The sequence below is a fragment of the Bacillus sp. NPDC094064 genome, from assembly GCF_050279585.1.
In the GTDB taxonomy this organism is placed as follows: Bacteria; Bacillota; Bacilli; order Bacillales; family Bacillaceae_G; genus Bacillus_A.
The window spans coordinates 293,622-307,058 of sequence record NZ_JBNNUI010000003.1 but is presented as its reverse complement, the minus strand read 5'-3'; the positions used below and the strand labels follow the sequence as shown (position 1 = coordinate 307,058).

14 protein-coding genes are annotated in these 13,437 nt (G+C 37.6%); 13 read left to right on the top strand and 1 reads right to left on the bottom strand.

Going from position 1 to position 13,437, the window contains the following annotated elements:
* Positions 1-2: 2 nt before the first annotated feature.
* The 5 genes from prkC (at position 3) to spoVM (ending at position 4,698) form a co-directional block, all read left to right on the top strand.
* Complete coding sequence (gene prkC / locus ACQKNI_RS09335) at positions 3-1,973, top strand: serine/threonine protein kinase PrkC (protein WP_088230140.1); 1,971 nt, start codon at positions 3-5, stop codon at positions 1,971-1,973.
* Between the two features lie 270 nt (positions 1,974-2,243).
* Positions 2,244-3,125, top strand: coding sequence for a ribosome small subunit-dependent GTPase A (gene rsgA / locus ACQKNI_RS09330; RefSeq protein WP_088230139.1), 882 nt, complete (start codon positions 2,244-2,246; stop codon positions 3,123-3,125).
* Between the two features lie 2 nt (positions 3,126-3,127).
* A complete protein-coding gene (gene rpe, locus ACQKNI_RS09325; RefSeq protein ID WP_088230138.1) occupies positions 3,128-3,772 on the top strand; it encodes a ribulose-phosphate 3-epimerase in 645 nt (214 codons plus the stop codon).
* 98 nt (positions 3,773-3,870) lie between these two features.
* Positions 3,871-4,551 carry a thiamine diphosphokinase gene (locus tag ACQKNI_RS09320; RefSeq protein WP_140417316.1) on the top strand — a complete coding sequence of 227 codons (681 nt, stop codon included), beginning with the start codon at positions 3,871-3,873 and terminating at the stop codon, positions 4,549-4,551.
* Positions 4,552-4,617: 66 nt separating this feature from the next.
* The gene (gene spoVM, locus ACQKNI_RS09315; RefSeq protein WP_001213599.1) at positions 4,618-4,698 is read left to right on the top strand and encodes a stage V sporulation protein SpoVM; all 81 of its coding nucleotides are present in this window, start codon (positions 4,618-4,620) and stop codon (positions 4,696-4,698) included.
* Positions 4,699-4,771: 73 nt separating this feature from the next.
* On the opposite strand, the gene rpmB is transcribed toward spoVM, so the two are convergent.
* A complete protein-coding gene (gene rpmB, locus ACQKNI_RS09310) occupies positions 4,772-4,960 on the bottom strand; it encodes a 50S ribosomal protein L28 (RefSeq protein WP_000124776.1) in 189 nt (62 codons plus the stop codon).
* Positions 4,961-5,336: 376 nt separating this feature from the next.
* Here rpmB and ACQKNI_RS09305 point away from each other — a divergent pair, with 376 nt between their 5' ends.
* From ACQKNI_RS09305 to acpP, 8 genes are all read left to right on the top strand, one after another.
* Positions 5,337-5,699, top strand: coding sequence for an Asp23/Gls24 family envelope stress response protein (locus tag ACQKNI_RS09305; RefSeq protein WP_000021109.1), 363 nt, complete (start codon positions 5,337-5,339; stop codon positions 5,697-5,699).
* A 22-nt stretch (positions 5,700-5,721) separates the two neighbouring features.
* Entirely contained in the window at positions 5,722-7,398 is a 1,677-nt protein-coding gene (locus ACQKNI_RS09300) for a DAK2 domain-containing protein (RefSeq protein ID WP_098253118.1), read from the top strand.
* A 292-nt stretch (positions 7,399-7,690) separates the two neighbouring features.
* Positions 7,691-9,739 carry an ATP-dependent DNA helicase RecG gene (recG, locus tag ACQKNI_RS09295; protein WP_427282337.1) on the top strand — a complete coding sequence of 683 codons (2,049 nt, stop codon included), beginning with the start codon at positions 7,691-7,693 and terminating at the stop codon, positions 9,737-9,739.
* Between the two features lie 88 nt (positions 9,740-9,827).
* A complete protein-coding gene (gene fapR / locus ACQKNI_RS09290; protein ID WP_000747352.1) occupies positions 9,828-10,421 on the top strand; it encodes a transcription factor FapR in 594 nt (197 codons plus the stop codon).
* A complete protein-coding gene (plsX, locus tag ACQKNI_RS09285; protein WP_046956482.1) occupies positions 10,418-11,410 on the top strand; it encodes a phosphate acyltransferase PlsX in 993 nt (330 codons plus the stop codon). The genes fapR and plsX overlap by 4 nt, the downstream gene beginning before the upstream one ends.
* A gap of 14 nt (positions 11,411-11,424) precedes the next feature.
* Entirely contained in the window at positions 11,425-12,369 is a 945-nt protein-coding gene (fabD, locus tag ACQKNI_RS09280; RefSeq protein WP_088230135.1) for an ACP S-malonyltransferase, read from the top strand.
* Complete coding sequence (gene fabG / locus ACQKNI_RS09275; protein ID WP_088230134.1) at positions 12,369-13,109, top strand: 3-oxoacyl-[acyl-carrier-protein] reductase; 741 nt, start codon at positions 12,369-12,371, stop codon at positions 13,107-13,109. The genes fabD and fabG overlap by 1 nt, the downstream gene beginning before the upstream one ends.
* Before the next feature lie 69 nt (positions 13,110-13,178).
* A complete protein-coding gene (acpP, locus tag ACQKNI_RS09270; protein WP_000786062.1) occupies positions 13,179-13,412 on the top strand; it encodes an acyl carrier protein in 234 nt (77 codons plus the stop codon).
* Positions 13,413-13,437 lie beyond the last annotated feature (25 nt).

Sequence of the window (13,437 nt, the reverse complement as noted above, 5' to 3'; positions counted from 1 at the left end):
ACGTGCTGATTGGAAAACGCTTAAATGACCGTTATAAGCTGCTAAAAATGATTGGTGGCGGAGGAATGGCCAATGTATATTTAGCTCATGATGACATACTCGGCCGAGATGTAGCGGTAAAAATATTAAGACTCGATTATTCAAATAATGAAGAGTTTATTAAACGTTTCCATCGAGAAGCGCAATCTGTTACAACGTTGTCGCATCCAAATATTGTGAATATGTATGATGTTGGAGAAGAGGATGGTATATATTATCTTGTAATGGAATATGTACCCGGACGAACATTGAAGCAATACATAATTGATCGAGGGATGTTACCGATAGGAGAAGCTCTTGATATAATGGAGCAGTTAACGTCCGCCATGGCACACGCCCATCATTTTGAGATTGTGCATCGAGATATAAAGCCGCACAATATTTTAATTCGAGCTGATGGAGTAGTGAAAGTAACAGATTTTGGAATTGCGACAGCTACAAGTGCAACAACAATTACACATACAAATTCGGTACTCGGTTCGGTGCATTACTTATCACCAGAACAGGCACGCGGTGGGATAGCGAATAAACAATCAGATATTTATTCTCTTGGTATTGTTATGTTTGAATTGCTAACAGGAAGACAACCGTTTTCTGGTGAATCTGCTGTGGCTATAGCTTTAAAACATTTACAAAATGAAATTCCGTCTCCCAAAAGATGGAATGAAAATATTCCGCAAAGTGTTGAGAATATTATATTAAAGGCGACTGCGAAAGATCCGTTCCATCGATATCAATCTGCCAATGCGATGAAACGGGATATTGAAACGGCGCTATATCCAGAGAGGATAAATGAGCAACCATTTTACATACCAGAAGATATGGAAGCGACAAAAGCGATTCCAATTATTCAACAAGAACAGTTATTTGAAAATGTAACTGATGAAACAATTGTTTTAAAAGGGAGTAAAGTGGACGAACAAGTAAGAGAAGAAGCTGAATTAAGCAAGAAGAAAAGACGAAGTAGCAAATGGCTCAAAGGTTTAATTACAACATTTTTACTTTTAGCAATTGGAATAACATTGGCGCTTACTGTTATTCCGGGATTCTTTATTCCGAAAGATGTAAAAGTCCCTGATGTGGCTGGTATGAAGTATACGACAGCTGTAAATACATTAGTTGAAAAAGGTTTTGAAGTGACGGAACCCAATATTGTATATACAGATGATGTTGAAGCAGGTGATGTGATAAAAACAGACCCTGTAGCAGGCAGAGTTGTGAAAGAAAGCTCTAAAATTACTATCTATCAATCAGGTGGAAAAAAGAAAAGTAAGATGAGTGATTTCACAGGAAAAGATTTTGAGAGTATAAGGGCTGAGTTAGAAGAAAAATATAAAAAAGTTACAATAAATTATATTGAAAATGATCGACCAAAAGGTGAAATCGTAGAGCAAATCCCGACGCCTGACCAAATGGTAGTAGAGGCAGAGCAAGAACTGAAAATTTGGGTGAGTAAAGGTCCTTATCAAATTAGACCAGGTGATTTTTCAGGATGGACTGAAAATAGCGTAAATGGTTATTTGAATGAGCGAAAACTAACCCCAGATATAAAACGAGAGTATTCAGATACTGTCGATAAAGGGCTTGTAATTTCACAATTTCCAAAACCGGGAACACCGTTAAAAGAAGGAGATAAAGTGACGATTATCATTTCAGAGGGGCCTAAGCCGAAAGTAACGAAAACAGTGAAAGTCGATAATATTTCTATCCCTTATGAGTCTCCTATACTAGGTGAAAAGAAACCGCAAACAATAGAAATTTATAAAGAAGATATGCAACAAAAAATGGATCGACCAATTGAAACTAGAACGATTACAGAGTCGGCAACAATTTCTTTAGAATTTATCATCCAAGAAGGTACAAAGGGACACTATAAAATCGTAAGAGATGGAGTTACGATTATTGACAATGACGTACCATATCCAACTCAATAATAGTGAACGCTATCGCTTTCTATAAAGAAATATGAGGTACTACTCTTGCCTGTTATGCTATCTACAAAGTGGATGGTATAGCAGGCAAAAATATATGATTCAAAAAGTTATAAAGGTGATACTGTTATAAATAATATCTCGAATTTGATGGTAGATTAAATATAGTAACCTTGGTGTAGATTTGATGGGTTTTGAAATGATTATTTAAAGAACTCTAGTCCATTCAATATTAATGACAGCTTCACTTTATACAAAATAAAGGAGAATTATATGCCAGAAGGAAAAATTATAAAAGCTCTAAGTGGGTTTTATTATGTGCAGCATGAAGAAGGGATTACACAATGTCGCGGGCGTGGTGTATTTAGAAAAAATAAAATTACGCCACTTGTAGGAGACCAAGTCGTCTTTCAAGCAGATAACCCAACAGAAGGCTATGTGCTTGAAGTATTTGATCGGAAAAATGAACTTGTTAGGCCCCCTATTGCTAATGTTGATCAAGCAATTCTCGTTTTTTCTGCAGTAGAACCAGATTTTAATCCGGGACTGTTAGATCGATTTTTAGTGCTGATTGAATATCATAACATTAAGCCGATTATTTGCATTAGTAAGATGGATTTAGTGGATGAAAAAATGAGAGAGACTGTTGAATCTTATGCAAATGACTATCGTGAGATGGGATATGATGTATTATTTACTTCTATAAATACATCGGAAAGTATTGATATTTTAAAACCATTCTTAGAAGGTTGTGTTTCCGTCGTTGCGGGACAATCTGGTGTTGGAAAATCTTCTATGCTTAACGTTTTACGTCCAGAATTAGAACTGAAAACGAATGATATTTCCTCACATTTAGGACGCGGGAAACATACGACAAGACATGTAGAATTAATTGCGATTGGAAGCGGACTAGTTGCAGATACACCTGGTTTTAGTTCACTCGATTTCATAGATATAGAGGTAGAAGATCTTACATATTGTTTTCCGGAGTTGAAAGAAGCGAGTCAATACTGTAAATTTAGAGGGTGTACACATCTTTCTGAACCGAAATGTGCTGTGAAGGCTGCGGTTGAAGAGGGGAAGATTACAGAATATCGTTATAAGAATTACAAACAATTCGTAGAAGAAATTAGAGAGAGAAAGCCGAGGTATTAGTCATGATTAAAATTGCGCCATCGATTTTATCAGCAGATTTTTCCAAATTAGGGGAAGAGATTAAAGATGTAGAGAAGGGTGGAGCTGATTATATTCACGTCGATGTAATGGATGGACATTTCGTACCAAATATTACAATTGGACCGTTAATTGTAGAAGCGATCCGACCAATTACATCATTACCGTTAGATGTACATTTAATGATTGAAAATCCAGATAACTATATCCCTACTTTCGCAAAAGCGGGAGCGGATATTATTACTGTTCATGTAGAGGCGTGCCCTCATTTACATCGTACAATTCAGTTAATTAAATCTCATGGCATTAAAGCGGGAGTTGTATTAAATCCGCATACGCCAGTTTCAACGATTGAGCATGTGTTAGAAGATATAGATATGGTATTACTTATGACAGTAAACCCTGGGTTTGGTGGACAAAAGTTTATCCATTCTGTATTACCGAAGATTAAACAAGTTGCAGAAATGGTTAATGAGCGAAATCTAGAAGTGGAAATTGAAGTTGATGGTGGTGTCAACGCTGAAACAGCAAGACTTTGTGTTGAAGCAGGAGCGAATGTTCTTGTAGCAGGATCAGCAGTATACAATCAAAAAGACCGCGGTGAAGCAATTCGTGTCATTCGTGGATAATGAATGAACGAATCTTTATCCTAGTGAAACGTTTAGTTCAGTAAGTGTTCACTATTTACACAGGATAGAGAAAAATACGTAAAAAGGCAATCTACCGAATGGCAGATTGCCTTTTTACAATAGAAGGGAAAGGAAACATGATTATTCATATTTTAGCGGGAGGTCCTGCAGAATATTGCGCAGATTTTTCTCGATATGAAAGTGAGCAAGTAGTGTGGGCAGCGGTTGATAGAGGAGTGTACCGTTTATTAAAAAGAGGAATTACTCCAGCCGTTGCGTTTGGAGATTATGATTCAGTTACGGAAGAGGAATTAGTATGGATGGGGCAGCAAACGAATGAATTACATATTGTGCCGCGAGAAAAAGATCAAACGGATTTAGAAATAGCGATTAACTGGGCGTTAGAGCAGAATCCGGCACTCATTCGTATTTTTGGTGCTACTGGTGGAAGACTTGATCACGGTTTAGCCAATATACAAATGCTCTTAAAAGGTTTAGAAGTAGAAATAGAAATGTGTATTGTAGACAATAAAAATGAAATAACTGTTAAAAGAGTGGGTACACATATAATTGAAGAAAATAAAAATTTCCCTTATATATCTTTTGTGCCTGTTACTGAAATAGTGGAAGGGATTACATTGCATGGTTTTAAGTACCCTCTTACAGATAAAACAATAGAGTGGGGATCAACGCTTTGTATTAGTAATGAACTCGTTGAGGAAAAAGGTACTTTTTCATTCACTTCTGGCATATTAATGGTGATAAGAAGCACTGATTGAAGAAACAATTTTGCTCCTTACATCATATAGTGAACAAGTGGAGTAATGGGGATTAGGAGGGAAACCATGAGATTTTATACAATTAAGTTACCTAAATTTCTTGGTGGAATTGTTCGTGCAATGTTAAATACCTTCAAAAAAGATTAAAAAAAGCACCTATTACCGGTGCTTTTTCCATTGGTATAGTAAAAAAAGAGCCTAGCGGCTCTTTTTTTTATTATTAAACACGTTCGATTTTGCCAGATTTTAATGCTCTAGCAGAAACGTAAACACGTTGAACTTTTCCGTCGATGCGTACGCGAACTTTTTGAAGGTTAGCGCCCCATTTACGTTTTGTAGCGTTCATTGCGTGAGAACGAGAGTTACCAGAACGAGCTTTTCTTCCAGTGATAGCACAAACACGAGCCATTTATATTTCCCTCCCTTGATACCTTACCATACGTAATTTTTCAATGTTAGTCTTTTTTGCGATGCTAAAAACACTACTATAATTTAACACAACTAAAAAGAGAATGCAACACTGTAGAAAAAAGAAATCAAGAAAAATTACTTGACACTATATCTCAATGAAGAAAAGTTCAAATCAAGAAAAATTGCTTGACATATTATAGTGGTACATGTTGTATAATAACAATGGACTATTTTGCTCATCATAATAAAGTTTAATTTAAAACATAAAATATGAGAGTGAAAAGAAAGAACGATGGAATTTTCTTTAAAAAGATTATATGATAGTAACTAAAGTAGTCTAGCTCACTTTCACCATTTATGAAGGGGGAAACGAGATGTCAATTGAAATTAAAACGAAGTACGGTCAAATTGATATTAGTACAGATGTAATTGCAACGATTGCTGGAGGTGCCGCGGTAGATTGCTACGGTATCGTAGGTATGGCATCAAAAAATCAGTTAAAAGATGGATTAACAGACATTTTACGAAAAGAAAATTTCACTAGAGGTGTTATTGTTCGTAAAGATGAAGATGAAGTACATATTGATATGTATATTATTGTGAGCTATGGTACGAAAATTTCAGAAGTAGCACATAACGTGCAGACGAAAGTGAAATATACATTAGACCAAACTGTAGGACTAGCAGTAGATTCTGTAAACATCTACGTACAAGGAGTTAAAGTAATAAACTTGTAATGTGCATTAAGGAGGAAAATCTGTGTCAATTCAAAAAATTGATGGAAAACGTTTGTCACAAATGATCATGCAAGGAGCGAATAATTTAACAAATAATGTTCAGCTTGTTGATGCATTAAACGTATTTCCAGTTCCAGATGGCGATACCGGTACAAACATGAACTTATCTATGACTTCAGGCGCACGTGAAGTAAAAGCAAATCCTTCACAGCATGCTGGTAAAGTCGGCGTAAGTTTAGCCAAAGGATTATTAATGGGAGCTCGTGGTAACTCTGGAGTTATTTTATCTCAGTTGTTCCGTGGTTTTTCAAAATCCATTGAACAAAAAGAAGAATTAACAACGGTTGATTTTGCTGCAGCTTTAGAAGCTGGAGTAGAGGCAGCTTACAAAGCGGTTATGAAACCGATTGAAGGAACGATTTTAACGGTTGCAAGAGAGACGGGTAAATATGCAGTAACAGTTGCGAAAAAACAGCGCGACTTTGTTTTGTTTATGGAAGACGTTGTGAAAGAAGCGAATGCATCGTTAAATCGTACGCCAGATTTATTACCTGTATTAAAACAAGTTGGCGTTGTAGATAGCGGTGGTAAAGGTCTTGTTGTTGTATACGAAGGATTTTTAGCTGACTTAAAAGGAGAAACAATTTCTTCTGATGCGCCGGCGCAACCATCTATGAATGAAATGGTACGCGCAGAACATCACCGTAGTGTACAAAGCCAATTGAGTACAGAAGATATTAAGTATGGATATTGTACGGAGTTCATGGTGAAATTAGAGGCTGAAAAAGTGAAAGAACATAATTTCTCTGAGCAAAAATTCCGTGAAGATATTAGTGTGTATGGTGATTCCCTGCTTGTTGTATCTGATGATGAAATTGTAAAAGTTCATATTCATGCAGAGCATCCAGGAGACGCTATGAACTACGGGCAACGTTACGGTAGTTTAATCAAGATTAAAGTAGAGAATATGCGTGAACAGCATACTGCTTTATTAGATGAACCTACTATGATGCCTGAGCAACCAGTTCAATCGAAAGAAAAGCAACCATATGGTATCGTAACTGTAGCTATGGGATCTGGTATTAAAACTTTATTTGAAAGCATTGGCGCGACGAAAGTTATCGAAGGTGGCCAAACGATGAATCCAAGTACGGAGGATATCGTGAAGGCGATTGAAGAAGCGAACGCTGAAAAAATCATTATTTTACCGAACAACGGGAATATCGTGATGGCAGCAGAACAAGCAGCGTCAGTTGTGGATCAAGAAGTGATTGTAGTTCGTTCGAAAACAGTTCCTCAAGGTATGGCTGCAATGTTGGCATTTAATCCGGTTGGAACGTTAGAAGAGAATGAAGAAAACATGAAAGAAGCTTTATCTCATGTGAAAACAGGTCAAATTACGTATGCTGTTCGCGATACAGAAATTGACGGTGTAGCAATTCAAAAAGATGATTTCATGTGCATTGCAGATGGGAAAATTGTATCGACAAATGCTGAAAAAGTAGGAGCTGCGAAGCAATTACTAGAAGCACTTATTGATGAAGATTCTGAAATCGTAACGATTCTACAAGGTGAAGATGCAACTGACGAAGAAGTAGCTGAGTTAGTTGAATTTGTAGAAGAGAATTTTGAAGATGCAGAAGTAGAAGTACATGCTGGAAACCAACCAGTGTACTCTTTCATCTTCTCTGTAGAATAAGAAAAGATTCGTTTTGAAAATAAATGGATTCTTTACTTGCTAATGAATACGAAGTAGTAATATGAAGTTTATTACTAGTTTCTATTCAAAAGGCTAGCATATTGAAGATGAAAAAGAGCCTTGCTGCTAATAGTGAGGCTCTTTTCTTTCGTGTTGTTTATTAAGGGGTTTGAGTAGTTTCTCTTAGAATGCCTATGATAGAATATATAGGGTGAAAGAGAGCGATTACAGATGTTAATGAATACGCAGGTAGAGTGCAACAAACAAAATAATGTGACGGAGTGTGAGAATCTTGAATGAAGTTGTACAAGTTCCTGTTACAGATGTAAAGGGAATCGGAGGAGAAACATCTGAATTACTACATGAGATGGGAATTTATACAGTTTCTCATCTATTAGAACATTTTCCGTACCGTTATGAAGACTATGCGATGAAAGATCTTGCTGAAGTAAAGCATGATGAGCGTGTAACAGTCGAGGGGAAAGTTCATAGTGCTCCTTTACTGCAATATTACGGGAAAAAGAAGTCACGCCTTACAGTTCGTGTCCTTGTCGGTCGTTATTTAATTACTGCTGTGTGTTTTAATAGACCGTACTATAAGCAAAAGTTACAGCTAGATGAGACAGTAACGATTACTGGTAAATGGGATCAGCATCGTCAAACGATTGCGGTATCAGAGCTTCATTTTGGACCGGTAGTACGTCAACAAGAAGTAGAGCCTGTATACTCAGTAAAAGGGAAACTTACAGTGAAACAGATGCGTCGTTATATCGCCCAAGCGTTAAAGGAGTATGGAGACTGTATAGTCGAAGTGTTACCTGACGGTTTGCTAAGCCGATATAAATTATTACCACGCTATGAAGCGCTAAGGGCCCTGCACTTTCCAGTAGGGCAGGAAGATTTAAAACAAGCGCGCCGCCGTTTTGTATATGAAGAGTTTTTCTTATTTCAACTGAAAATGCAAACGTTACGGAAAATGGAGAGGGAAAATTCAAAAGGAACAAAGAAAGAAATTCCTTCCGCAGAATTACAAGAGTTTATCGACACACTTCCGTTTCCGTTAACTGGTGCGCAGCGCCGAGTTGTAGATGAAATTATGAAAGATATGACATCTCCTTATCGGATGAATCGTTTGCTGCAAGGTGACGTAGGTTCAGGGAAAACGGTCGTTGCTGCAATTGGTCTTTATGCAGCGAAACTAGCACATTATCAAGGTGCTTTAATGGTTCCAACAGAAATTTTAGCAGAACAACATTATCAATCGCTCGCGGAGACGTTTTCTCATTTTGGTATGAAGGTTGAATTGTTAACGAGTTCTGTTAAAGGTGTGAGACGTCGAGAGATTTTGGCGAAATTAGAACAAGGGGAAATAGATATCCTTGTTGGAACACACGCTTTAATTCAAGATGAAGTAATATTTCATAGGTTAGGTCTCGTTATTACTGATGAACAACATCGATTTGGTGTAGCGCAGCGCCGGGTTTTACGGGAGAAAGGTGAAAGTCCAGATGTATTATTTATGACAGCAACCCCAATTCCGCGTACGTTAGCAATAACTGCATTTGGAGAGATGGATGTATCTATAATCGATGAGATGCCAGCGGGTAGAAAGGTAATTGAAACATACTGGGCAAAACATGATATGTTAGATCGAGTTCTCGGTTTTGTAGAGAAAGAGATAAAAAAGGGAAGACAAGCATATGTTATTTGTCCTCTTATTGAAGAGTCTGAGAAACTTGATGTTCAAAATGCTATCGACTTACATAGTATGCTAACTCATCATTATCAAGGAAAATGCCAAGTTGGGTTAATGCATGGAAGATTATCATCTCAGGAAAAAGAAGAGATAATGGGGCAATTTAGTGAAAATAAAGTGCAAATTCTTGTATCAACAACAGTTGTTGAAGTAGGTGTGAACGTACCGAATGCGACTGTTATGGTCATTTATGATGCTGAGCGTTTCGGTTTGTCGCAGCTCCATCAGCTGAGGGGGCGTGTTGGACGTGGTAGTGAACAATCTTATTGTTTATTAATCGCAGATCCAAAATCGGAAACTGGAAAAGAAAGAATGCGCATTATGACTGAAACAAATGATGGATTTGTATTGTCAGAAAAAGATTTAGAATTACGAGGTCCTGGGGATTTCTTCGGGAGTAAGCAAAGTGGTTTACCAGAATTTAAGGTTGCTGATATGGTACATGATTATCGGGCGTTAGAAACAGCAAGACAAGATGCGGCGATACTAGTAGATTCAGAAGCGTTTTGGCACAACGATCAGTATGCTGCCCTGCGTACGTATCTTGATGGGACAGGTGTGTTCCAGGGAGAGAAGCTCGATTAAAGGGAGTCAACGAAAATTTTTGTTGCATTCTACTTTTAATGATTATATACTACTGTTAGTACCTAGTCATAAAAATGGATGGTGCGGTATGAAAAAAAGAAGAAGTAAAAAAGAAAGACAAGAATTATTACAACAAACAATAGAAACGAATCCTTTTATAACGGATGAAGATTTAGCTGAAAAATTTCAGGTGAGCATACAAACGGTTCGTCTGGATCGAATGGAATTATCTATTCCTGAATTAAGAGAGAGAATTAAACATGTAGCTACAAAACAACATGAAGAAGATGTGAAATCTTTACCGTTAGAAGAGGTTGTCGGCGAAATTATCGATATAGAATTAGATAGACATGCAATTTCTATCTTTGAAGTTAAGGTAGAACATGTATTTAAAAGAAATCAAATTGCCCGTGGGCATCATTTGTTTGCACAAGCAAACTCACTAGCTGTTGCGGTTATTGATGAAGAATTAGCTTTAACTGCAAAGTCTACCATTCGATACATTCGTCCTGTAAAATTAGGAGAGCGTGTTGTTGCAAAAGCGCGCGTTGAAGATGTAGAGAATGATAAAGGACGGACGGTTGTCAAAGTGCGCAGCTTTGTTGGAGAAGAACTTGTTTTTACAGGCACTTTTGAAATGTATCGATCTAGTAATTATAGTGAGGAAGGTAACAACTTATGAAAATCGCAATAGATGCAATGGGCGGCGATCATGCTCCAAAGGCTGTCGTACTAGGAGCAATGAAAGCTATTAAGGAATATTCTGATTTACATATTACATTAGTAGGGAAAGAAGAGGAAATTCGTCAATACTTAACGAGTGAAGAGCGAATTACGATTCTTCATACAGATGAAAAAATCGAATCGACAGATGAACCAGTAAGAGCGGTTCGTCGAAAAAAGCAAGCTTCAATGGTACTAGCAGCACAGCAAGTGAAAGACGGCGTAGCAGATGCTTGTATATCAGCTGGTAGTACAGGAGCTTTAATGGCGGCTGGATTGTTTGTTGTCGGTCGTATGGAAGGAATTGAGCGACCAGCTTTATCACCTACAATGCCAACTGTTGATGGAGAAGGTTTTGTTATGTTAGATGTTGGAGCGAACGTTGATGCAAAACCAATTCATTTATATCAATATGCAGTAATGGGATCTGTATACGCTGAGAAAGTAAGAGGAATTAAAAATCCTCGCGTTGGACTTTTAAACGTTGGAACAGAGGATGGTAAAGGGAACGAGCTTTCAAAACAAGTCTTTGCAATGCTTAAGGATGCCCCAATTCATTTCGTTGGGAACGTTGAATCAAGAGATTTATTGCAAGGCGTAGCAGATGTTGTAGTGTGCGATGGTTTTACAGGTAATGTAGCACTGAAGTCACTAGAAGGAACAGCTCTTGCATTATTCTCTATGTTAAAAGAGCAGTTAATGAGTTCGTTTACAAGCAAATTAGCAGCAGCGGTATTAAAACCAAAACTTATGGTATTAAAAGATAAAATGGATTATTCGGAGTATGGCGGGGCGGCATTATTTGGATTGAAAGCTCCTGTCATTAAGGCTCATGGTTCTTCTAACGACCAATCGATATTCAGTGCGATTCGTCAAACGAGGGAAATGGTAGCGAAAGAAGTTATTCCTACAATTTCAAGTGTAATGGAGAAAGAGCCACTCCAATAAGAGGAGGGTTTGAAATGGGAAAACTAGCATTTCTTTTTCCGGGCCAAGGTTCACAGGCAGTTGGAATGGGTAGACAGTTAGCGGATAATAATAAAGAGGTTGCGAAAGTTTTTGAAAAAGCAGATGAGGTGTTACAGGATTCACTTTCAGAAGTGATTTTTGAAGGGCCGCAGGAAAAGCTAACATTAACGACAAATGCGCAGCCGGCATTATTAACAACAAGTTATGCAATTTTGACAGCTTTGAAAGAGTACGGTATTACACCTGATTTTGTAGCAGGACACAGTTTAGGTGAATATAGCGCTCTTGTGGCAGCTGGTGCATTAACTTTTGAAGATGCTGTATATGCTGTAAGGAAACGCGGGGAATATATGGAAGAGGCTGTTCCAGGCGGGGAAGGTGCAATGGCAGCTATTTTAGGTGCTGATCCAGATATGTTGAAACGAGTTACTGAAGAAGTAACAAGTGAAGGATATGCGGTGCAAATCGCTAATATGAATAGCACGAAGCAAATTGTGATTTCTGGAACGAAGCAAGGTGTAGAGATTGCTTCTCAAAGAGCGAAAGAAAATGGCGCGAAGAGAGCAATTCCGCTTAAAGTAAGTGGACCGTTCCACTCTTCACTTATGAAACCTGCAGCTGAGAAATTCCAAAGTGTTTTAAATGAAATTACAATTCAAGATACGAATATTCCGGTTATCGCGAATGTTACAGCGGACGTTATTACACGTGGTGCAGATATTCAAGAAAAGCTAATCGAACAGCTTTATTCGCCTGTCTTATGGTATCCATCCGTGGAATACATGGTGAATCAAGGGGTAGATACATTTATTGAAATTGGACCTGGGAAAGTACTTGCTGGACTTATGAAGTCGATTGATTCATCAGTGAAAGCATATGCGATATACGATGAAGAGACATTAAAAGATACCATTTCAAATTTGAGAGGAGAAAACTGATGTTAAAAGGAAAAGTAGCATTAGTAACCGGTGCGTCACGCGGGATTGGTCGTGCGATTGCGATTGATTTAGCGAAACAAGGGGCAAATGTAGTAGTAAATTATGCTGGTAATGAGCAAAAGGCAAATGAAGTAGTTGATGAAATAAAGAAATTAGGTTCAGATGCTATTGCAGTAAGAGCGGATGTTGCAAATGTAGATGATGTTACAAATATGGTAAAACAAACGGTAGATACATTTGGACAAGTAGATATTCTTGTGAATAATGCTGGTGTAACGAAAGATAATTTATTAATGCGTATGAAAGAAGAAGAATGGGATACAGTTATTAATACAAACTTAAAAGGTGTATTTTTATGTACGAAGGCAGTATCTCGATATATGATGCGTCAACGTCATGGACGTATTATTAATATCGCTTCTGTTGTTGGGGTAACAGGGAATCCAGGACAAGCAAACTATGTTGCTGCTAAAGCAGGTGTAATTGGATTAACAAAAACATCAGCAAAAGAGTTAGCGAGCCGAAATATTACAGTAAATGCAATTGCTCCTGGGTTTATTGCGACTGATATGACGGATGTACTGGATGAAAATATAAAAGCAGAAATGTTGAAATTAATTCCTGCAGCTCAGTTTGGTGAAGCGCAAGATATCGCAAATACTGTAACATTTTTCGCTTCTGATCAAAGCAAATATGTTACAGGTCAAACGTTAAATGTTGACGGCGGAATGGTAATGTAATAAAAGAATCGATTTCAACTAGTTTTTTTTGCAAATATTTAATATAATATTTGAGGGGAGGTGAATGGAATGGCAGATGTTTTAGAGCGTGTAACAAAAATCATCGTTGATCGTTTAGGTGTAGAAGAAACTGAAGTAGTACCAGCTGCGAGCTTTAAAGAAGATTTAGGCGCAGACTCCCTAGATGTAGTAGAACTTGTAATGCAATTGGAAGATGAATTCGAAATGGAAATTTCTGATGAAGATGCTGAAAAGATTGCTACTGTTGGCGATGCTGTGACTTACATAGAGAGTCATCTATAATGCTTAAGTGAAGTCCCGTTTTTTA